Source organism: Pyxidicoccus sp. MSG2, assembly GCF_026626705.1.
Taxonomy (GTDB): domain Bacteria; phylum Myxococcota; class Myxococcia; order Myxococcales; family Myxococcaceae; genus Myxococcus.
Genome location: NZ_JAPNKC010000001.1, coordinates 11,286,008 through 11,308,473 on the forward strand (window position 1 = coordinate 11,286,008; position 22,466 = coordinate 11,308,473).

Genomic DNA, 22,466 nt, shown 5'->3' on the forward strand with positions numbered 1-22,466 from the left:
GTCGGAAGCCTCCCGGGTGGCCCATTGAGCCCTCGGATGAGAAGAGCGCGCGACCGAGGACCGCGGGCGGTACCGGAATGCTACCGCCCCCTCATGGGGAGATGCTGTTCTCCGTGAGCGTCACCGGGCCGTAGCGCACCACGTCGTTGGAGTCGTAGTACCGCACGGTCAGCGTGGCCGGGCTCACGGACGTATTCACGTCGAAGACGCCGTACACGGGCGTTGTGTCGTACAGGAAGAGCACCTGCGCGTCCGACGTGGTGGGTGCCACGCGGCGGTGCGTGGCCACCGGGGTGGGCATGAACTCGTAGAGGTTGTACGGCGCGATGTCATTCAGCTTGAACGCGCCCGACCAGTGCTGGTCTCCCGACAGCAGCACCACCCCACGGATGTCGTTGTTCTTGATGTAGTTGAAGATCTCGGCACGCTCGGCCTTGAAGCCTCCCCACGCGTCGCTGCCCGTCGTGCCGAAGTCGTTCCACGGCACGGAGGACACCAGGAACTTGAACTTCGCCGTCGAGGCGGAGAGCCACGCCTTCAGGTCCGCCTTCTGCGTCGCCCCGAGCATCGTCTCGCCCACGTCGTTGGTGGGCGTGTTCTGGGTCCGGAAGCTGCGCGTGTCGAGCACGTAGAAGTCCGCCTGTCCTACCCGGAACGCGTAGTACAGCTCGCCGGCCGTCCGCGGCGTCGGCGCCTGGCTGGCGACGTAGGCCTCATACGCGGCGCGCGCCGGGACGTACTTGCCCGTCTTGCCGTTGTCCCAGTCGTTCTGGATTTCGTGGTCATCCCACATCATGAACATGGGGCTCTGCCGCATCAGGGAGCGGAGCGAGGACTGCGCCCAGTTCTGCCGGTACTTCGCCAGGTACTGCGGGTACGTCGAGGCCACCGTGCCCGCGTCCGCGTACACCAGGTCGCCGATGAACAGCGTGAAGTCGGAGTTCTTCGCGGCGAGCTTGTCGAAGATCTCCACCTGGGCGTGCTTCGCCGGGTCCGGCTCGTAGATCCAGCCGGCGGAGATGTCCGCGCCGAAGGCGAAGCGGAAGGTGCCCGCCGTGCCCGGCGTCCTCAGCGTCCCCACCGTGGCCTGGGACTGCGAGTCCACCTCGCAGTCCACCACCGGCCGGTAGTCATAGGCCGTGTTCGCCGCGAGCCCGGTGAGCGTCACCACGGCGGTGAAGTCCTTGTTCACGTCGAAGACGGCCTCGGCGCTGGTGAGCCAGATGTTGCTCGACGCCGGCTTGTACTGCACCCGGAGGGTGCGCGCGGAATGGCCGCGTGCCCAGACCTTCACCGAGCTGTCCGTCACCGATGCCAGCACCGGCCCCAGGGCCAGCCCCGGCACGAGCCCCCGGTACACGCCGACCATGCCCGACGCGGGGTCCGAGTAGGGCGCCTCGCCGGGCACGCCCACCGCCACGTCGCCCCGGCCATCCGCATTGGAGTCACCGATGGCGAGCGCGGCGCCGAACGCGTCCCCGGGCTCGTTGGCCGACCCCAGCTCCTGCTGCGTCAGGCGGCGGCCCGTCTGCAGATTTCCCGGCGTCCCCGCGTAGAGGAAGACAGCCCCGGAGTTGACGCTGCCCGTGGGCGACTCGTTGGGGGCACCCACGACGAGGTCGTCATAGCCATCGGCGTCCACGTCTCCGGCCGCCAGCGCCCTGCCGAAGCCATCCGACAGCTCGACCGGGTCGCCACCGCTGTTCTCCTGCGAGCGCCAGTAGCCCGTGAGGCTGCCCGCCGTGCCGGGGAAGACGAAGATGCTACCGCCGCGAGGAAATCCTCCGGGGGCCTCATCGGGTGCGCCCACGACGAGGTCGGCCTTCTGGTCCTTGTTGAAGTCGCCCATCGTCAGCGCGGCGCCGAAGTGGTCCCCCGATTCATCAGTTCCGCCGCCCTGCGTCTGCGAGAACCAGCTCCCCGTGGTGAGTCCGGTGCCGCTCCCCTTGAAGAGGAACACCGCGCCGCTGTCGGTGGCATCTCCCAGGTCTTCGTACGGCGTGCCGATGAAGAGGTCGTCGTACCCGTCGCCGTTGAAGTCCCCCGCCGCCAGCGCGTGGCCGAAGCGGTCCCCGTCCGTGTTGCTTCCACCGCCCTGCGGCTGGCCCTTGATGGACCACGCTTGGAGTCCGGAGGTGGAGCCTCGGAGGAGGAAGACCATGCCCGCGCCGTCCTCGTTGGGAGCGGATGCGGCCAGGTCAGCACAGTTGTCGTGGTTGAAGTCTCCCACCGCCAGCGCGTAGCCGAGCTGGTCGTTCGCCTGCATCACGCCGCCGAGGGCCTCCTGGTCCTTGTAGGTGCCCCAGTGCAGCCCGGCCGCCGAGCCGAGGAAGACGTAGACGACGCCGTCGTTGGTGTCGCCCCGGTCCTCCAGGGGGGCGCCCACCGCCAGGTCGGCATAGCCGTCGCAGTTGAAGTCTCCGGTGGCCAGCGAGAAGCCGAACCGGTCTCCCGCCTCGTTGCTCCCGCCGCCCAGGGACTGCGTGAGCACGGTGCCCGTCCCCAGGCCCGTGGACGAGCCCGGGAACACGAACACCGCCCCGGAGCGCGCCGTGCCCACCTCGTCGTCGGGGGCGCCGACCGCGAGGTCCTGGTATCCGTCGTGGTTGAAGTCCCCCCACGCGACGGCGCCTCCGAACCGGTCCCCCGCCACGTTGGTGCCTCCTCCGGTGGTTGGCGTGAGCAGGGTGGACTGGTAGCGGGCCTGCGGCGGACAGACGATGCCCGCGGGCGCCACGCCAGGAATGAGGATTCCTCCGGCGTACAGGGACAGCAGGGCCGCCACGCGCAGGCGGCCTCTTCGGACCGCGCGGATGGGAACAGGGGGGTGGGAGCTCGTCGACGTGTGCATGGGTCGGCCCTTGAATGAGGTGTGGGTCCACTCACAACGAAGGCCGGCGAAGATCTTCCTCTCCGGGGGGAGGCTCCGGCCACGGCCTCCAGCCCCCTGATCGAGTCCGGGCGACCCCTCCCTTCAGGGCAGGTAGGGAATCATCGTCCCATCCGGTCCCTGTCCGATGTGCCGGGTTCGTGTCCATTTTCATAAGAAAACCAACCGGTGGCGTTCTCTGGCCAGGACTGACTCGGAGTGCGAACCGGAGACGGGAGAAGCGCGGGTAGCTGAGCGCGCGACCATGCGTGACGAAAACGACAAGCAGTTCAACGAGCTCGTTGCCGACCACCTGCGGCTCCTTCGCAGGCGCGCGGCGAACATCCTGGGCAACGAAGCCGATGCCAAGGACGTGGTGCAGCACGCGCTGAAGGAGGCGTGGGTCCGGCTCATCCACTGTCAGGGCGCGGAGGCGTGGCGGGCCTTCATGGTGACCGCCGTCGTGAATGGCTCCATCAGCCAGCTCCGACACCGGGATGCCGAAGCGAGAAAGTGCGGGAACGTCGCCTGGGTGCTCCTGTCCGAGCTGGACTCCGAGGCGCCGCGGGACCAGGACGAGCTCTGGCGGTACATCGAGCCCGAGGACGTCCTGGAGGCCCTCGCGTTCATCAAGCCGAAGCTTCGCGCCGTCTACGAGCTGCGCGCACAGGGGCTCTCCTATGCGGAGATCAGCTCGCGGCTGAAGCTGCCCTCGGGGACCGTGGCGAACCACCTGAGCCGGGCCCGCGACGAGTTATTCGAGCGGCTGCTTCCCCTCGCCACCCTGCGGCGAGATGGGCCGAAGCCGTCCTCCTGACCTTGGGTTTGTCCGCGATGGGGCGGCGCGCGCTTGTCGAGTGGCGCGGGCCTGAGGCAGGGTAGGGGACATGTCGAGCTCCATCCCGCTGCAAGTCGCTGGCTTCCCTCGTCGTGCCAACCTCTGGGCGGGTCTGGCCCTGGTGCTGGGTGGCGCACTTGCCGGCTGTGCTCCACCAGAGCCAGAGGCGTTGCCCGTGGAGCCCGCGGTGGCCCTGGACTCACAGCCCCAGGCGCTGTCCTATCCCAACGGGAGCAGCCGGACGGTGGTGTCGCGGCGCGTCGTCTACAAGGACGCCTCCGGCAACTACCAGGCGGCGCCGGGCTTCGAGCAGTTCCGTGCGGCGGGCGCCTCCGACGGCACGCTCCACCCCATCCGCATCGCCCAGGTGGAGGCTCCGAGCGTTCGCGAGGCCATCGTCCTCATGTCCGCCGGGCAGAAGATCTCGAGCAGCGGCCACTCCAGTGGTGTGACGGGCCAGTCCTCCGACTGGGACGCATCCTGCGGCGACGTCTCCTGCCCCAATGTGCTCCTGGATGGGCGCTCCCTGGCCATGAAGCTGAATGCCCTGGGCTGGTTTCCCCCGGGGAAGACGCAGCTGTCCGTGGTCAACGACAACAACTTCGACCACCTGTTCGACAGCGACACGAAGCAGCGAATCGTCAATGGGTTCGTCCGCTGGCTCGAAGCCCAGGTCCAGCCCGAGACGCGGGCCATCTACCTCGCGGGCAGCTCCCGCGGCGGGTGTCTGGTGATGCGCATCGCCCAGGCGCTCCGCGCCAACACGGGGCTGGATGGCATCGACATCTATGTGTCGTCGCTCGATGGCGTGTGCAGGAACAGCCAGGGCGAGCTGGGCACGTTCGACACCAAGATCAACAACCCCGTGCGCCCCTGGGGCACGTTCTACGGAGCCTGGGCCACGGACCTGTCCGCCCAGTTCCCCCGTCGCCAGCGGCTGCACCTGTACCAGGTGGTGGGGGGCCAGGAGGTGGCGCCGGCCACCGGCATTCGCGCCTTCTCGGGGTACGCGGGCACCACGCCTCCCTCGACGGGCACCCACCTGGACTGGGGCTGGTACAAGCAGACCTGGGTGAGCTGGAAGCACAAGGAGATTGGCAACCCGTACACCGAGCCGAGCGCATCGGACCAGCCGCGCGTCATCGCGGAGACGCTCGACGCGCAGCTGACCTGGCTCGACGGCTTGCTGTAGCGGGCATGGGGCGGGGACCCGCGCCGATACCTCCGTCGCAACCGCTTACGACGGCAGTCCCTCTCCGGACTCCTCCGCCGTCATGTACCGCGCGTACCAGTCGGGCCAGTTCTCGTCGGCCTTGCCGATGCGCTTCTCGTGCTCGCCGTGGGCGGCCGCTGCACGCCGGAGCGCGCTCGCCAGGTCCCTTGCGGAGCTGAACGACATCTGGGAGCGGTCCACCCGCCCGGGGAGCCGGGCCGTGACCTCCTGCAAGAGCCAGGTGTTTCCGTCCGGGTCACTGAACGACGCGAACGAGGAATAGCTCTGGTGTTCAGGCGCGGGGCCACGGACCCTGTCGCCGAAGGGCCCCGGGCCTTTGGAGAAGTGGAACACCTCACTCACCTGGACGCCGCGCCCCACCAGCTCGTTGCGCGCGGCCTCGATGTCGGAGACGACCAGGTACAGGTTCTGGGCCGAGCCGGGCGCGGCCGACGTGAGGTTCGTGCCGAACTGGAACGAGCACGGGGAACCCGGAGGGGTGATCTGGAGCACGCGGGCATTGCCCTTGCTGAAGTCCGCGTCGAGCCGCCACCCGAGCCCCGTATAGAACTGCTTCGCGCGCTCGAAGTCCGAGACCGGAATGACGACCGCCTCGAGCTTCAGGTCGACGCTTCCGACGCTCGCGATACGGGGGGTGCTGGAACTACCGACGGCGGTGGCACTCATGGCTGTCTCCTGGGGGTGACTGCGGGGGGAGGGGTGACGACGTGATGGAGGCGCGCGCAGGCCCACTGGGGAGGCGGGTCCTCACTGCCGAGAAGGGCTCGGCCCCTCGCATGGATTCAGAGGCCATGAGAGCGCTCCTGCTCGCGATGCGTCGCCGCTCGGCGCGGGGTGTGTCGCACCCAGGTCCAACGTTGGGTCTGCACGGAGGAAACGGCTAGTGCGCAACGCTTGAAAGCATGCGCGGTGCAGGTCCGTCGGAATCCCGTGGGCACTCCGTGAGAGGGCGCTCGCTGCGTCGGTGGCAAGCGCGGCTTCGGGCACGGCCAGACAGCCGTAGGCGTCGTGCGGCAGCCGCCACGCTCCTCCGGAGCGGGAGGGCGTGGCCAGCGCCTGCTCCAGTCCGGCTCCACCGGTGATGGCCGCTGCGCCCAGGAGTCGCTCTCGCCGTGATATTTCGCCATCCTCGATATTGAATATGCGAATCGTTCTCAAGTAGCGTGCCGCCGCGAAACCGATGGCCGGGCCTGCGCCGACAGCGGGCTCGGGGGTTCGCAGTGCAACCGGGAGGAAGGGCCAGCGAATGAGAACGCATGAAGAGACGATGACGAGGCACTCCGGACAGCAGGGCCTCTGGGTGCTTGCCGCCGTGGTGGTGGCGCTGATGTTGATGGTGAACTGCGACTCGTCTGACGATGACCCGGTGCCGGATGCCGGCGTGGCGGACGCGGGGACCGATGCAGGCACGCAGTGTCTGAACGAGGTGTCGTGCAAGGACCAGAGCATCGACAAGCTCACCCTGCTCACCACCGTGTCCACGGGCGAGGTGCGTGAGGAGCAGGCGGCGCAGGGCGAGTTCCGCACGTACATCGACGCGCGCGCGGGCGGCCTCACGCCGACCATGTCCTATACCTATGCCCGCTTCACGCCGCAGGGCCTGGCCCAGGTCTCGGTGGATGACCAGGCGGCGCTGGCGCGGACGGACTGGGACATCGCCTTCCGTCGCTACTACATCCGCGTGAACAGCGGCACGTCCGGTCCGTCCTGTGTCTCGGTGGCGACCACACCGGAAGGCACCACGTTCGAGTCGGTGACGGCCGTGGCCTCCACCTGGGAGTTCAAGACGGAGGCCTGGTACGACCCGGCCTGCACGTTCAGCCCTGACGACTCGGGGCTCAACGGGCCCCTCATGAGGTTGAGCACCTTCTGGACGTACACCTCCTGCGTGCAGATGACCGGGGACGTCTTCGTCATCCGCCTGGCGGATGGCCGGCACGTGAAGCTGGAGGTCACGGGCTACTACGACCCGACACCGCAGCAGGTCTGCAACGAGACGGGCAGCGTGCCCCAGCCGAGTGGCTCCGGGCAGCTTCGCGTCAGGTGGGCCTTCCTGCCATGAGGCTCCGGGCGCTGCTCCTGCTGCTGCTTTCCGGATGTGGCCCGGTCCAGGCTCCGCGCGGACCCCATGAGCGGCATGAGCCGTTCGTGGAGTGGCGGACGGGGCTGCTGGCGGGGGCACGCCCTACCTCTCCCTCGGCGACACCGCCGCGCTTCGCCGCTGGCGAGCCGGTGGAGTCGGTCGTGTCGCCGGAGGGGAGCTTCCGGATTCACTTCTCCCGCTCGGGGCCCAACGCCGTGCCGGCCGCGGACGTGGATGGCAATGGCGTCCCGGACGCGGTGGACACCGTCGCCCGCGCCTATGACCGGGTCGCGGACTTCTACGCCGGGCTGGGCTTCCTGCGGCCGCCGGATGACGCCTGGGTGGGCGAGGACGCCGGCGGCGATGGCCGCTTCGACGTCTACCTGGTGGACTTCGCGGGGCGAGCGGACGGGGCCTTCCGGCTGGACGGCTGCGTGGGCGAGTCCACGCAGTGCACCGGGCACATGCTCGAGGAGAACGACTTCGCGGGCTACGGCTACGACTCGTACGAGGAGGCGGTGGCCGTGCTGGCGAGCCACGAGTTCTTCCATGCCGTGCAGGCCGCCTATCACCCGGATCTGGGCAGTGTGGCGTCGGAGGGCACCGCGGTCTGGGCGAGCGAGCGCTTCGAGCCCGCCCTGGATGACCTGGAGCACTTCACCGTTTCGTACCTGGCGCGCCCGGACCGCAGCCTCGTGCTGGACCCGGAGGGGCCCGCGGTGTCCTTCAGCTACGGAGCCGGCCTCTACTTCCAGTTCCTCGGCGAGCGCTTCGGGGACGGAGTCCTCCGCTCGCTGTGGGAGGAGAGCGTCCGGACGCCGGACGTCCGCTGGCCGGTGCTGGTGGACACGTCCCTGCGCCGCGACTGGGGGGCGGACTTCGACACCGCCTTCGCCGAGTTCGCCCTGTGGAACCTCTCCACCGGCGCGAGGGCGGGGCAGGTCCCTGGTTATGCGCGCGGTGGGGGCTATGCGGCGTTGAGCGTCTCCGACAGGACGCTGCCCATGGACGAGCCGTCCGTGCGGGTGGCGGCCGCGTCGACGCGCTATTTCGAGGTGGCGGGAGGCGCGCGGACGGTGTCCGCGGTCTTCGAGCCCGAGGCGGGCGAGCCTCCCGGCGGAGCCCACCTGCTGGTGGCGGCGGTGACGGCCGACGCCGTGCTCCGGGTCTCCCGGGCGGACGGGCTCGGAGTCCTGTCCGCGAAGGTCGACGCCGAGGACGCGGCGCAGGTGGTGGTCGCGGTGGTGGACGGCCGGGTGGAGGGACTGGGGCGCTATGGCCGCTTGTGCATCACCGGCGAAGCCTCCGGTGCACCCTGTGTCGCGGTGCAGCCGGGTCCCGATGGGGGCCCGTCGTCCGAAGAGGGCGGCGGCTGTGGGGCCGCGCCCGGCGGGCCGACCTGGGCCTGGCTGGTGCTCCTCGGCGCATGGCTGGCCCGTGGAAAACGAAGACCGTGAACAACCAGCATTCGCGCATCTGTCCGTAGTTCCTCCATGGAACGCCCCGCCTGTGTGTCCCCTCCAGGCCGGGCCTTGTTGGAGGAACCCCCATGTCCAGACGTGAAAGTCGCAGTTGCTGGGTGATGTTGGCGGCCGCACTGGCGTCGAGCCCGGCCTTCGCGGATGACGACATCACGAACGTCGTTGCCGCTGACCGTCATCCGGTCCCCGCCGTCCGCGAGACCCAGTACCGCAATCGAATTGCACAGGAGCTGGGAGGAGGCGGATGGCAGGTCTTCCTCGGAGACCTGCACACCCACCCCCGAGGCCATTCGAAGAACGAGAACGCGACGCTGGACTTCACCCCGCAGATTCGCCGCAGCGAGGTGCTCCTGAACGCCTTCCGCCACGGCTATGACTTCTTCGGGACCAGCAACCACACCACGTCGTGGGAGGACTATGACGAGAACGACCCCATCTCCGAGCTGAGCCCGGAGTTGGACGCCAATGGCCAGCCCCAGCTCCTCATCACCACCGGCCTGGAGAGCTACGTCGGCCCCGACACCGACGGGAAGGGCTCCTCCCACGACTACCACTTCAACAGCTTCAACCGGCACGTCCACCTGAACTCGGACTCCGCCTGGCAGTGGCACCACGAAATCCTCAACAACTACTCGGACGACCCACTGCTCAGCACCCACGTGTCGTTGAACCACCCGAGCCCTGAAGTCTGGTTCACCCTGCCCACCGAGCCGGACCGCCGCCAGAACGTGCGCAACGCCATCGAGCTCGTCGAGTTCAACGGGCTCCCCACGTACTTCGAAATCCTGCGTCGGGGCTTCCGCGTCTCCCCCATCTCCGACTCGGACGCGCACGCCACCACCCGCGAACAGCTGGCCTACGAGTTCCTCGACCACAACCCGGACGGCTCCTTCGTGAGGCCGTTCATCAACGAGCCCGGCGTCCCTCGCGAGAAGACCACCGGCAACGACGTGGCCCAGGGCCGGGCCGGCGTCGTGCTCCCACCCGGCACGCCGTGGAATTTCGCCAACTTCCTGACGGCGCTGCGCAACCGCTGGACGTTCAGTACGGCCCTGCCCGCCGCCTCCGGGTTCTTCACCGTCAACGGCCGCGCCATGGGCGCCGAGTTCACCCGCGGCTCCGCCGAGCGGCGGCTCGACTTCACCGTGTGGGGCACCACGAAGGACGGCTCCGGCGGCGGCGGCAACGAGTGGACGAAGCTCCAGGTCTGGAACCCCTACGAGCCCGACGAACCCGTCAAGGAAATCCCCTACAGCAATCCAGCCCTCGTCGACCTGCGCGAGGCCTTCTCGCTCACGCCCTACGCGCCCATCTACGTCGTCACGCTCACCCAGAACTGGCTCGGCGCCGAGGTCGTCATGGCGCCCATCTGGGTCACCAACCCCATCGCCAAACCCACCATCTCCTTCGAGCAGCCCGTCATCCCCAACCGGCAGACCGTGCCCATGCTGTTCATCAGCGGAGGCGGCGACTCGCTCCTGCTCCAGCGCTCGGTCCGTGGCCCGACCTTCAATGACTGGCAGACCGTCGCGACCCTCCCCAACAACTATTACTACCCCCTGGACCCCGCCATCCTGCCGACGAGCAGTTACTGGCGGGTGGTGGACCCCTATCAGCCGAAGGTCATCTCCAACGTGGCGCAGCTGACCGTCGCGAATGGCATCACCGTCGACCAGCCCTACCTGCCGACCCCGCCGCACGACGGCGTCAACGTCAGCATCTCCTGGTCCCACCCGACACCGCTGACGGTGGACTACTACGCCTCGCGCAACAACGGAGCGACCTGGACCAAGGTGGGCGAGGAAATCGTCCCGACGACGTCCCGCTACTGGAACTTCTACACGGGCGGCTTCGGCAACTCGAACGTCATCATCAAGGTCGTGGACCGCAACGACACGGGCCGCGTCGGCGTCACCGCGCCCTTCTTCGTCGACCCGCAGGTCGAGACACGGATTCCCGCGACGTCCAACAACGCCACCATCAACGCCATCGCCGCCCACACCGTGACGGACAGCAACACCGGCTCCTGCTGGTCGACGAGCAACGGCAACGAGCAGTCGGTGTACATCGACCTGGGACAGCAGCACCTCGTCAAGCGGATGGAGGTCCTCTTCGGCACCAATCCGCCGGGCTGGTACATGGGCACGAGCCTCAATGGAACCAGTTGGAACATGCAGGACAGCGGCTCGCTGACGTACACGTCCAATCCGCAGCTGGTCAGGGACTACAGCCAGCGCTCCGGTGGCGGGCTGACGGCGCGCTACATCCGGTTCTACGCGTCGGGGACGTTCCCGGGCCTCACCAGTTCCTCCAGCATCTGTGACGCCCGCTTCTACCGGTAGCGGCTCGCGACTGGAACGGCACCCGTCCGTCGTCAAGACGCCCAAGCCCGGACGAGGCGGGCAGGCCGAGGCAGGGCTGGCTCGGCTACCGCCGGAGGGGCCATCCAGTCCCGAGCACGCCTGGGTGCTCTGCCCGCGTCCCACGCATGGGGTGGCGGGCCGAGCACTGCGTGGCTCCCACCCGGCCACATGCGTACCTTGTGGCTACGTCCCTCGAGGCACCGTGCAATGGAGCCGCACCCCCTTGATGAGTCCCCGTCGGATCCTCCTGCCCGGGAACGCGGTCTGGAGGGCCTGTCCGCACTGGAGCTGGCGGAGACACTGGAGGAGGGCTTCATCGCGGTGGATGCCACCGGCCACATCCAGGCGGTGAATCCGGCCGCCGAGCGGCTCCTCCATGCTCCCCGGGCCCAGTTGCTCGGCCGTGCGCTGGCCTCGCTCTCCGACGAGGCGGCCCACGCCTGGTCCAGGGGAACACCGGCGACGCTCACCCTCTGCGTGGGCGCCCCCGGGCAGAAGCTCGAACTGCGGCTTCATCCGCGGCGCGGCCAGGGTTGGCTCTTCCTGCGTGCCACCCACCAGGGGCACGAGCCCCAGGCGGAGGTGTCGTGCGAGGAGTCGCGCAAGTGGCTCCAACTGGTGCTGAGCCACGCCCCCGTGCTCCTGTTCTCGTTCGACAGGCGGGGCGTCCTCACCCATGCCGAGGGAAAGGGGCACGAGGGCCTCGGGGTGCCGTCCGGGCAATTCGTCGGCACCTCCCTGTTCGAGCTCTACCGGGACGTCGACTGGGTCATCGACAGCGCCCGGCGGGCGTTGGGGGGCGAGGAGGTGTCGGTGGCGGGGCAGGTGCGCGAGACGTGGTTCGACGTGCACTACACGCCCGTCCGTGATGCCAGCGGGCAGGTGGACCGCGTCATTGGCGTGGCCACCGACGTCACCGAGCGGGAGCGGGCCATCCACGTCCTCCGCCACCAGCAGTCGGTGCTCCGGTACGTCATCGCCAACGTGCCCCACGCCGTCTTCTGGAAGGACCGTCAGGGGCGCTTCCTGGGCGGCAACCAGAACTTCATCCATGACACCGGCGTTGGCAGCCTGGAGAACCTCGTCGGCAAGACGGACTTCGACGTGTGGAGCAAGCCGGAAGAGGCGGAGTTCTTCGTCAAGATCGACCGGGAGGTGATGGAACAGGGCCGGTCGTTCCATGACATCGAGGAGCCGGTGCTCCGCGCGGACGGCTCGCAGCGCACGCTGCTGACCAGCAAGGTCCCCATCCGGGACGAGTCCGGGAACGTCACGGGCCTGCTGGGCATCTACGTGGACATCACCGCGCGCAAGCGGCTGGAGCTGGAGCTGGAGAAGGCGAAAGAGGCCGCCGAGAACGCCGCGCGCGCCAAGAGCGAATTCCTCACCGTGATGAGCCATGAGCTGCGCACGCCGCTGACCCTCATCCTGGGTCCCCTGGGCTCGCTGCTCACCTCCCGCGCCAGCGAGCTGACGGAGCACGTCCGCGCGGACCTCGAGCGCATCCACGGCAACGCCGTGCGGCTCTTCCAACTGGTCGACGACATCCTGGATCACCAGAAGGTGGAGGCCGGTCGGATGCCGGTCGACCGGCAGCCTCTGGACGTGGCGGCCTGCGTGGCGGGCATCGTGGAGGACGCCCGGCCCGCGGCGAGCGTGCGGGGGCTCGACCTGGGCTTCGAGGCGGCCTCCGGGCTCGGCACGCTGATGCTGGACGGGCGCAAGTTCGAGAAGATCGTCGTCAACCTCCTGGGCAACGCCCTCAAGTTCACGCCCTCCGGGGGACGGGTGACGGTGTCCCTGCGGCGGGCGGAGGACGACCTGGAGCTGGCGGTCCGCGACACCGGGCCGGGGATTCCCCAGGACAAGCGGGAGCTCATCTTCCAGCGCTTCCAGCAGCTCGACGGCTCCGCCACACGCAAGCACGAGGGCACGGGCATGGGCCTGGCCATCGTGAAGGAGCTCGCGGAGCTGATGGGGGGCCACGTCGCCGTGCGGAGCGAGCCTGGCGCTGGCGCGTGCTTCACCGTGAGGCTGCCGCGGGCCGGGGTGGTGGCCCACGTCCCGGCAGAGGCATGCAGCACGGCGACTGTCTCGCCCCGGGAGGGCGCCTTTTCGCGGTTCGCCGTTCCGGCGGTGCCCCAGGTCGTGCCCCGGCGACCCGCGCATCCGGCTCCGCGCCTGCTCGTCGCCGACGACAACGCGGGCATGCGGGCGTACCTGGCGGAGCTGCTGGCCGATGAGTACGAGCTGGAGCTGGTGGAGAACGGCCGCGAGGCGTGGGAGGCGGTGCAGCGGCACAGGCCGGACGTCGTCGTGTCGGACCTCATGATGCCGGAGGTGGACGGCATCGAGCTGACGGCCCGGCTCAAGGCGGACGCGCGGTACCGGGACGTGCCCATCATCCTGCTGACGGCCAAGACGCATCGCGAGGATGTGGTCGGGGGCCTGGACGCAGGTGCGGACGACTACCTGGGCAAGCCTTTCAGTCCCTCGGAGCTGAGGGCGCGGGTGCGCGCCGCCGTACGGCTCCACCAGGTCTATCTGGAGCTGCGCGATACGCAGGAACAGGTCGTCGAGAGCGCCCGGCGCGCCGCGGTCGGCACCCTGGTGTCGGGGCTCTCCCACGAGCTGAACAACCCGCTCGCCGTCATCCGGATGAACGCGCAGATGCTCTGCAGGCACTCGACGGACCCGGCGGGCCTGCACCGGGCGCTGCACGCCATCGAGCGGCAGTCACAGCGCTGCTCTCAGGTGCTGAAGGCCCTGCTGGAGTTCTCGCGCCAGGTGGCCGCCGCGCGCGAGTCGTTCCAGACGGAGGTGTTGGTGGACCGGGTGCTCGACACCCTTCGCCCCGAGGCCCGGCGGCGCGACGTCCGCCTGGAGACGGTGCTTCCCCCGTCCGGCGCCCCCTGGGTCCACGTGAATGCGGCGGAGGTGGAGTCTGCCTTGGGCAACGTGGTGACCAACGCGCTGGAGGTGAGCGCGCCGGGGGCGACGGTCCAGGTCGAGGTGCGCGCTCTCGAGCGAGGCGGCAGGAACGGAGTGGAGTTGACGGTGCGCGACAGCGGACCCGGCATTCCCGCGCACGTGCTGCCGCACGTCTTCGACCCCTTCTTCACGACGAAGCCACCGGGGCAGGGCATGGGGCTGGGCCTGGCGCTCGCACGCCGGTTCATCGACAGCCAGGGAGGCGCCGTCCAGGTCGAGAGCGAGGAGGGCCACGGAACCGGGGTTCGCCTCTGGATACCGGCAAAGGCAGGGGGGGAGCCCTGATGATCGGCGTCCCAGAGCCGCCGCCACCCGTGGGTGGCGCGCGCGAGCACATCCTGGTGGTCGACGACGAGGAGGACATCCGCGACGCGCTGGCGACGATTCTCTCGCTCGAGGGCTACGACGTGAGCACCGCGGACCGCGGCGCCTCGGCGTTGGCCATGGTGGAGGCCCGGCACTTCGACCTGGTGATTTCAGACCTGAGGATGCCCGGCATGGATGGCGTGGAGACGCTGGTGCGGCTGAAGCGGCTCCGTCCAGACCTGCAGGTCATCATCGCCACGGGCTACGCTTCCGCTGAAACCGCGCTCCGCTGCAGGCTCGAGGGCGCGTACGACTACATCTCCAAGCCCTTCGACATGGATGACCTGCTGAGCCTCGTGCGCAGGGCCATCGAGGCCGACTGAGGCGAGCGGGGCACGCGCGGGCCCCCGATTCTTTCGGGAGCCGCGCGGCGCCGGCCTCTACCGCCTGATGCGCACCGTGACGGAGGTGAACACCTCGACGCTCTGTCCGTCGACCTGGACGAAGCTGCTCGTGTAGCCCACCGGCTTGATGAAGAGGCCGCTGGCTGCGTGCTCATTGACGGATCTGGCGCTGAACCGCGCCATCGTCCACGTACCCATGTTCATGCCTGTGCAACCCTCGCACTTGGGGGCGAGGTACACGATGACCGTGCCGCCCTCAATCTGGTTCGTGGCGTTGAGGCTCGGCTTCGGTACGGCGATGAACAGCCGCTGTTTGGGCTCGGTATTGGGAATCTCCCAGACCGCGCCCAGCGGGAGGCTGCTGGCGACCTCGGCATTGCTTCCCACCGGACGGAGGGTGACGTCGATGTATCCACCGTTGTCGATGGCCGAGTTGACCTTGATGAGCTCCTCCTTCTTCGTCCACCCCAGCCAGTGGAGCTGCGGGAGGTTGTAGTTATCCGACGAGAACTTGCCCATGTACGTGCTCGAGTCGCCGTAGGGGACGAACTCGTCGGACAACGGGGCTCCCGCGTTGCCGTGCGCGAGGCCGAGGACGTGCCCGGTCTCGTGGGTGTAGTCCCGGAGCAGGTTGCCATTGAGGTAGATGCTGCGCTCACCGGCTCTCGAGGTGGGACACAGCCCGCTGGGCATCGAATACACGGTCAGGAACGCGCTCGATTTGGCTTGCTGGACGGCCAGTTTCTTCGCCGCTTCGCAGTTGCTGCCCGCCGTCACGGCCACGGTCTGCGAAGCGACGCTCGCCAGGCCCACCTGGTTGTGAGACGCGACGGCGAAGAAGTCGTCGTACATCTCGTGGACCCTGCTCACGATGGAGTCCATCGAGGGCGTGGTCCTGCCCGCGAGGGTGACGCGGACGACCTTGACGGTATGCTTCCGGTTGATGGCGCCCAGTTCGATGTTGTCGTTCTCGACGCACGTCAACTCCCCGGCGGCGCAGTCGTAGCGGTGCTCCGATGGCGGCGCCCCGACGTCCTGAATCCGGAACGAGCGCACGTTGTCGTTCGCGTTGGTGCCGTTCCCGAACGAGGTCCCACAGAGGTTCGTGTCGGTCTGCACGGTGACCGAGGCCCCGGTACAGCCCACACCGGCATGGAGCGTCACGGCCTTGCCGATCGGAACGTCGACCCAGGAGGCGCCAGCGGCCTGCGCGAGCGTGTAGCAGCCGTTGGACTCGGCCTCCTGAATCACCTGGGAGATGCCATTGCAGCTCACGCGCACGCGGACGAGCGGTGGGCGCGGGGTGATGAGCTGCTCGCGCAGCGCGGGCCAGTTGGCCGCCGTGCAGTTGCCTGACTGCACCTCATCGAGGAAGAAGCCGTCCTCGAGCTCCGCGTGCTCGTAGGTCGCGCACGCCTCCCACAGCTCGCTCCAGTGAGCCCAGTCGCAGGTCCCCGCGTTGGCATACGTCTCGACGCACGCGAGCGACGCCTCGAGCGCCGGGGAGATGACCGCCTGACGGGTGGACGCGACGGACGCCTCGGTGCCGGTGCCGCCGGGCTGTTCGTGGGCGGGCTGCTCCCACTCTTCTCCCAGGCACCCTGACACCAGCGCTCCGCACAGCACGACGCCCGTCATGGACAGCTTGCGCATACGTCTCCCGCTTGCAGCCCGTGGCTGCATGACACTGCGCAGCAGTCGCAGTGGCGTGGCTGTTGAAATTCGATGAAATCAACAGCTCTTACGGGATTTTCTCGAAAATAGCGACGGGCGGTGGAGGTGCCTCACCGTCACCGCCGGATGCAACCCACCCCGGCGAAGCAGCAGGGCGGCCGGTCCTCCCATCCGGGAGCCCGGGCGCTCGACGCGACCATCAGAGCGACTGAAGGAACTCGAGCAGCGCCGCACGGTCCGCGCTGGTCATGGTGCGGAACGCCTCCTTCGAGCCCTCGGCCTCGCCGCCATGCCAGAGAATGGCCTCGCTCAAGCTGCGGGCGCGGCCATCGTGCAGATAGGCCTCGCCTCCGCTCACGCCGGCGGTGAGCCCGATGCTCCACAGCGGCGACGTGCGCCACTCGGCGCCCGACGCGGTCCACTCGGCCAGGTTGTCGGCCAGGCCGGGGCCCATGTCGTGCAGCAGCAGGTCGGTGTACGGGTGGATGGTCTGCCCCCGCAGCTCGGCGAGCGGGTGATAGGGGCTCGTGGTCATCGTCGGTGCATGGCACTGCGCGCAGCCCGCCGAGGTGAACAGCGTCTCGCCCCGCAAGGCCTCCGGGTCGGTGAGGTCCCGGCGCGCGGCGACACCGAGCGTCGCGATGTAGCGGTACAGCAGGGCCAGGTCGGAGTCGGACAGCTCGGTGCTCGGCCCCGGGTCCGACTGTGACGAGCCCCGGTCGACGTTCGGGAAGATCGACGTCGTGACTCCCATGTCGTTGACCAGTGCGCTCGCGAGCTGATGGGTCACGCGCGCCTGACCCGCCTTGTAGCCGAGCCGACCGAGGCGCTGGGCGCCAGTCTGAGGGTCGATCACCACCTGCATGCGGCCAGAGATGCCGTCGCCGTTCGCGTCGTTGGGGTCGGCGAGCGCGGCCACCGCGTCTTCGCGCACCGCCTCGAGCAACCCGAGCCCGACGAGCTGCGGAGTGAGCCGCACCGAGTAGAACGAGGGCACCACACCGGTGAACGTGTAGCTCGGCTTCCGCAGGGAATAGGGGGTGCCGTCGCCGTAGGTGCCGTTCGTGGTGGTGTAGCTGCTGATGGACGCGCCGCCCTCGGCCACGCCCGAGGTGACCTGCGGTTGCAGGTAGCGGCCGAGGTTCGGGTGCGAGGCCCCGGTCGCGTCACCGCCGACCCGAACGACGGACGCGAGCATCGGCGCACCGACGGCGGGCGGGAGCGCCCGGCCGTTGTTCACGTGACAGGCCACGCAGCTTCGCGCGACGAAGGCAGGGCCGAGCTTGCCGGCCTGCGCGGTGAAGACCGGGTTGCCGGGCTCTTCGTGCGAGCCGTCGCCAAAGTCGGTGTGGTGCAGGCGGCGGCCGAGCATGAACGGCTGCACGCTGTTCTCCGACATGTGCCCTGCGATCTGCTTGAACCGGTGCAGGGGTTCGTTGGAGTACTGGTACGGCAGCGTGGCGCGGCCGCCCATCCACGCAGACTGCGGCAGGGGAAACGAGTCTTGTGCGCCCGACGGCAGCACCGGCCCCTGGCCGTACCAGGGCACGAGGCCGCCCGAGCCAACGACATACAGCACCGTGGTGCCGTAGTAGTTCGCGCGGCCGTTGGTCGGAGCCTGGAGAAACTGGCTGACTTCGATCTCGACGCGATCTCCAATCCGCAGCGCCCGGTTCTCTTTGGGGTTGTGGCTGATGGTGGCGCGGTAGTGCAGCGGGTCGAGCCGGGTCGCGCTCAGGTTCAGGTGGTACTCGGCCTTGGTGGTGATGCCGCGGAAGATGGCCCGGAACTCCGGCGCCTCGAGCGGCCATTCGGGGTTGATGTTGAACTCGATCTCGGTTCCACCCTTCGCGACCTTGTCGACGATCTCGATCTTCGCGGTGCGCTGCTCCCAGTAGAACGTGAGGTAGTGGTCGTAGATGTGGAACTCCGCTTCGCGGGCGTGGCGGTCGCGCGCCCGGTCCCCGAACCGGGTGATCAAGGCGGTCGGCGTGTCCTGGACCATCGCCGGCTCGAGCACGGTGGTGGCGTCGAACAACGGCACCGGCCCGCTGCCCGCGGCCAGGGTCGTCGCCGTCACGGTCGCGCTGAAGGCGCTGGCGCCAGCGGCGTTGGTGGCGCGCACCGCGTAGGTGTGGGTAGAGCTGGCCGCCAGGCCGGAGTGCGCGTGGGGCGAGGTCACGCTGGTGACAGTCACTCCGTCACGCTGCAGGTCGTACCCCGTCGCTCCCGGCACCGCGTTCCACGAGATGGTGAGCTGGCTCTCGCTGGCGGCGGTCGCGACCAGGCCTGAAGGCACCGCCGGCACGGTAGGCGTGGCGTGCGTCGTCGCCGTCACGGTCGCGCTGAAGGCGCTGGCGCCGGCGGCGTTGGTGGCGCGCACCGCGTAGGTGTGGGTAGAGCCGGCCGTCAGTCCGGCGTGCGCATGGGGCGAGGTCACGCTGGTGACAGTCACTCCGTCACGCTGCAGGTCGTACCCGGTCGCTCCCGGCACCGCGTTCCAGGAGACGGTGAGCTGGCTCTCGCTGTCGGCGGTCGCGACCAGCCCTGAAGGCACCGCCGGAGTGGTCGGCCCGGTACTTCCATAGACTTCGAACTCCCACAACGAGTAGCCACCCGAGGTGCCGCGTGCGGTGCCATACATGCGTACGTAGCGGCCGGAGCCCGAGACGGCGTGCGTGGCGACTCCTCCGCTGCCTCCGGTGACCGTGACCACGTCGGTCCACGTGGTCAGGTCGTTCGAGAGCTGGATCTTGTAGTCCCTTCCGTAGGCCGTCTCCCAGCGCAAGACGACGGTGGAGATCGTGTAGCTCTGGAGCAGATCGACCCAGAGCCAGCCGGGGTCGGTGGGGGTGCTCTCCCAGCGAGTGCCGAGGTTTCCGTCGCACGCCTTGTTGGGCGTGTTGGTGGCGTTCTGGGCGTTGGACGCCGAATACACCTTGCCGATAGCGAGGTTGGTTCCCAGCGGGTTGATGGTGAAGACCAGCGTCTTCGAGCCGGTGCCGCTGCCATTGGTGGCGCTGATGACCACGCTGGTGGTGCCGGCGGCGGTGGGCGTGCCAGAGATTTCTCCCGAAGCCGGGTTGACGCCGAGGCCGGGAGGAAGACCGGTCGCGGCGTAGCTGCCGGGAGCGTTGCTGGCGGTGATGAAGTAGCTCAACGCAGTGCCCACCGTTCCGCTCTGGGTGAGCGGGCTGGTGATGGACGGCGGGGCCCCGGCTTCAGCGATGGTGAAGACCAGCGTCTTCGAGTCGGTGCCGCTGCCGTTGGTGGCGCTGATCGTCGTGCGGGTGGTGCCCGCACCGGCGGGCGCGCCCGAGATCAGCCCGCTCGTCGGGTTCACGTTCAGCCCGGCCGGCAGGTTGCTCGCGCCGTAGGCCGTCGGCGAGTGGGTGGCGGTGATCTGGTAGCTCAACGTCACGCCCGCGGTACCCGCCTGGGTGAGCGCGCTGTCGATCACTGGTGTCGCTGACGCCACTGACGTCACTGGCGGCTGCCGCTGCTCGGCCGGATCGCACGCCAGGACCGCACACAGGACGAGGCAGAATCTGAAGAGTGTCGAGTTCATGTGAGCGCCTGCGCTACTGACGAAAGTAGAAAGTGCCCGGGGCGGTGGTGAAGAACTGGAGCAGCCCCAGCCAGCTGAACACTTTGTTCGCCGTCAGAACAAACTATCTTTTGGGTCAGGGATGTAAAGGCGCGGCGCGTCGCCCCCTCGATTCGCGTCACCATCCACATCCAGGGGGCCTGAAGCTCACCCCTTTCAAGGTGATGGAGGAGGCTCCCTGGCGGGAGGGGAGGAGGCAGGAGGGGTAGGGGGCGCTGAGAGCAGCGGCGCTGGGCGAGGTCAGCGAGAGCATCTTTCAGGGAGGAATGGCGGGAGGAAGAGCCATGGCCCTGGACGTCGTCTTCGAGCGCTTCGTGCAGGGCGCGAGCTCTCGTGGAGGCCGTCGCACATGCCCGCGAAGCCGACTGCGCCCGCCTGCGTACTCCCCGCCGCCCTCGAAAGGGCCCCCCATCCGTCCTATACTTTGGATACAGGGGCGAGGGCGCCTTCAGCCCGCGCGTCACCGCCGCGGACGGTCAGCAGGTCGAGGACACCGTGCAGAAGGTGCTCGAAGACGACACGGCAGAAGGCACCAGCCAGTTCAAGTGAGATGACACCTCATGGAAGCCCTGCATTGGAGCGCGACATCTTGAAGAGTCTTCCTGGGTGGATGGGGCTGTTGGCGCTCTGCGCCCTGGCCTGTACCTCGCCCGCGCCGGGAGGTGATTCGACGCGCTCCTCCGACCCCAGCGGCGCGACGAACGGCTTCGGCGGACAGCGCCCCGCCACCACCTTTCCGGAGCTGGATCCGGGCGCGGTGGCGGCCCCCGAGGAGCTCGCCGCCGTGTTCACCGACTGCAAGGCGCAGGAGGGCCGGCTGGACGTCTGGTGCGGCGACCTGGTCTTCGCGTCCTTCAACCGACCGAAGAAGAAGGACGACCTGCCCGCGGGCCTGGTCGCGCTGCGAGACCTCATCTCCGAGATTCCCGGCAGCAACGTGAAGGTCGAGGGGACGATGCAGAAGGAGCGCTTCCGCGAGACGGAGGTGCTGACCACGCGCTACCGGTACACGTGGGAGGGGCGCGAGTACATCGGGCAGAGCTTCGGCCGCATCACCGACGGCGGCAGCGCGATGACCGACTGCGCCGCACCCGCGAGCGTCCCCGACGGCGTGGAGCGCTGCCGGAACCTGGGCCTGCTGGTGCTGACCGTGCCACTCGAGCAGCTCAACTCCTTCCTACAGGTCGAGCAGGGCGTGCCCCGCCCTCCGGCGCGCTTCGACGATCCGCGACGCAAGTGCAACCGGCGTGACCTGCCGGGCACGGTGGCCTACTCGTGCAAGGACGGCAGCGGCTTCATGCTGCTCGACCCCCAGAAGGGCGCTGTCAGTTCGCGCCAGCTCATCTCCACCATGGGTGGCCAGGGAACCGTGGAGCCCGCGGGGGAGATCGATTGCACCGTGTCGGGCACGGCGGCGCGCTGCCAGCGCTTCACCTGCAAGGGCGGCCCCACCGGGTGCGAACTCCTGCTGGGGCGCCTCGGCAAGGAGGCCACAGCGCAGGAGGTCCTGTGCGTCATTCCACCGGGCAAGTCAGAGCTGCCGTGGATCTGCCAGAGCACCTTCGGGCCTCTGTCCTCCACGAAGCCCGGGACACCGGCGAAGGCGCCATCCTCGCCGAAGAAGTAGCGCAGAGCTGCTGGACGTGGGCACCCAGGAGCACACGCTCATCGCCAACGGCTTCGTGGTGGGTGACGCGCGGATGCAGACGGACCTGGAGCGCCAGAAGCACCCGGCCGTCCCGTCGAATGTGCTGGCGGCGCTGCCCGCCGAGTGGCACGCCGACTCCCTGAACCACTGGCTGAGGAGGGGGCACTTACCGGCCCATGACTTCCTGAGCGATGAACTCGAGAGTCCTCGCGAGGTCTCCGGCGTACTCCGCTCGCCGGATCAGCGCGATCACCGACGGTGGGAAGACCTCGGAGTGTCGTGACATCAGGCCTGCCAGGCCGTCCTCCTCCAGAGAGCCGGATGCAAGCGGAGCCCCAGCGGCCTGGATTGCCGCCTCGAGGGGCGCCCCGGCGATGAGCATCAGTGCCATCGAGAAGAGGCTCTGTCTCGGAATGGACGGCGCTTCTCGTGACGGCTCGTAGGCGACGAGCCCCTGGAGAGCGCCACGGCCGATCGCCTGGAGGGTTCGCGGCAGGACCTGGGATGCCTCCGCGCGGGCGATGACGCTATCGAGTGGCCGAGGCAGGACGCGCGAGCGCTCCCGGACCGCCTCGCCGAGCGGCTTTCCCTGTCCGACGTGCCAGGCGATCTCCCTCCACTCCGGGTGGCACTCGAAGACCTCACGGCCTTCCGCGAACGCGGAGCGCACGCCGAGGGACTCCAGCGCACGGCCCAGGTAGAGGAGAGGCAGCCGGGAGTCTGCCGCGAGGGCCCACCATTGGCAGACTTCGTCGAGCGCATCGAGCAGCCCCCCGGTCCGCTCTCCCTGCCGCACGAAGGGCCGGAGCGTGGCGGGGAGCTGCGCGAAGCAGTCGGCGACGGGCGCTCCGGCGAGCAGGCGCTGATGGGCCTCACGCATCGCTGGGGACTGCAGTTCGGCCGCCGTCAGCTCAACGGCCTCGAGCAGCGGGAGTCCCCCGCGGCACAGCACAGCGAGTCTGCGCATC

At 68.9% G+C, this 22,466-nt stretch carries 13 protein-coding genes; 8 read left to right on the forward strand and 5 right to left on the reverse strand.

Annotated features, from left to right (window positions below; all coding sequences use genetic code 11):
* Positions 1-91: 91 nt before the first annotated feature.
* A complete protein-coding gene (locus tag OV427_RS43670; RefSeq protein WP_267862159.1) occupies positions 92-2,785 on the reverse strand; it encodes an alkaline phosphatase D family protein in 2,694 nt (897 codons plus the stop codon).
* 349 nt (positions 2,786-3,134) lie between these two features.
* Here OV427_RS43670 and OV427_RS43675 point away from each other — a divergent pair, with 349 nt between their 5' ends.
* On the forward strand, positions 3,135-3,686 hold the full coding sequence (locus OV427_RS43675) for an RNA polymerase sigma factor (RefSeq protein ID WP_267862160.1): 552 nt from the start codon (positions 3,135-3,137) through the stop codon (positions 3,684-3,686).
* Positions 3,687-3,756: 70 nt separating this feature from the next.
* Positions 3,757-4,899 (forward strand): hypothetical protein, encoded by a 1,143-nt coding sequence (locus OV427_RS43680; RefSeq protein ID WP_267862161.1) that lies wholly within the window; start codon positions 3,757-3,759, stop codon positions 4,897-4,899.
* A gap of 45 nt (positions 4,900-4,944) precedes the next feature.
* On the opposite strand, the gene OV427_RS43685 is transcribed toward OV427_RS43680, so the two are convergent.
* Positions 4,945-5,607 carry a VOC family protein gene (locus tag OV427_RS43685; RefSeq protein WP_267862162.1) on the reverse strand — a complete coding sequence of 221 codons (663 nt, stop codon included), beginning with the start codon at positions 5,605-5,607 and terminating at the stop codon, positions 4,945-4,947.
* Between the two features lie 580 nt (positions 5,608-6,187).
* On the opposite strand from OV427_RS43685, the gene OV427_RS43690 reads away from it, so the two are divergent.
* The 5 genes from OV427_RS43690 (at position 6,188) to OV427_RS43710 (ending at position 14,548) form a co-directional block, all read left to right on the forward strand.
* A complete protein-coding gene (locus OV427_RS43690; protein WP_267862163.1) occupies positions 6,188-7,003 on the forward strand; it encodes an HmuY family protein in 816 nt (271 codons plus the stop codon).
* On the forward strand, positions 7,000-8,481 hold the full coding sequence (locus OV427_RS43695) for an MXAN_6640 family putative metalloprotease (RefSeq protein WP_267862164.1): 1,482 nt from the start codon (positions 7,000-7,002) through the stop codon (positions 8,479-8,481). The genes OV427_RS43690 and OV427_RS43695 overlap by 4 nt, the downstream gene beginning before the upstream one ends.
* Positions 8,482-8,573: 92 nt before the next feature.
* Positions 8,574-10,847: a discoidin domain-containing protein gene (locus OV427_RS43700; RefSeq protein ID WP_267862165.1), complete on the forward strand. Its 2,274-nt coding sequence runs from the start codon at positions 8,574-8,576 to the stop codon at positions 10,845-10,847.
* A gap of 228 nt (positions 10,848-11,075) precedes the next feature.
* Positions 11,076-14,144, forward strand: coding sequence for an ATP-binding protein (locus OV427_RS43705; protein ID WP_267862166.1), 3,069 nt, complete (start codon positions 11,076-11,078; stop codon positions 14,142-14,144).
* Positions 14,144-14,548 (forward strand): sigma-54-dependent transcriptional regulator, encoded by a 405-nt coding sequence (locus OV427_RS43710; RefSeq protein ID WP_267862167.1) that lies wholly within the window; start codon positions 14,144-14,146, stop codon positions 14,546-14,548. The genes OV427_RS43705 and OV427_RS43710 overlap by 1 nt, the downstream gene beginning before the upstream one ends.
* Before the next feature lie 57 nt (positions 14,549-14,605).
* Here OV427_RS43710 and OV427_RS43715 read toward each other — a convergent pair whose 3' ends face one another.
* Together OV427_RS43715 and OV427_RS50655 are read right to left on the reverse strand one after the other, a co-directional pair.
* On the reverse strand, positions 14,606-16,222 hold the full coding sequence (locus OV427_RS43715; protein ID WP_267862168.1) for a hypothetical protein: 1,617 nt from the start codon (positions 16,220-16,222) through the stop codon (positions 14,606-14,608).
* A 220-nt stretch (positions 16,223-16,442) separates the two neighbouring features.
* The gene (locus tag OV427_RS50655; protein ID WP_324290032.1) at positions 16,443-19,703 is read right to left on the reverse strand and encodes a di-heme oxidoredictase family protein; all 3,261 of its coding nucleotides are present in this window, start codon (positions 19,701-19,703) and stop codon (positions 16,443-16,445) included.
* A 736-nt stretch (positions 19,704-20,439) separates the two neighbouring features.
* Here OV427_RS50655 and OV427_RS43730 point away from each other — a divergent pair.
* Positions 20,440-21,477 carry a hypothetical protein gene (locus OV427_RS43730; RefSeq protein WP_267862169.1) on the forward strand — a complete coding sequence of 346 codons (1,038 nt, stop codon included), beginning with the start codon at positions 20,440-20,442 and terminating at the stop codon, positions 21,475-21,477.
* A 187-nt stretch (positions 21,478-21,664) separates the two neighbouring features.
* Here OV427_RS43730 and OV427_RS43735 read toward each other — a convergent pair whose 3' ends face one another.
* On the reverse strand, positions 21,665-22,465 hold the full coding sequence (locus tag OV427_RS43735; protein WP_267862170.1) for a type II secretion system F family protein: 801 nt from the start codon (positions 22,463-22,465) through the stop codon (positions 21,665-21,667).
* Position 22,466 lies beyond the last annotated feature (1 nt).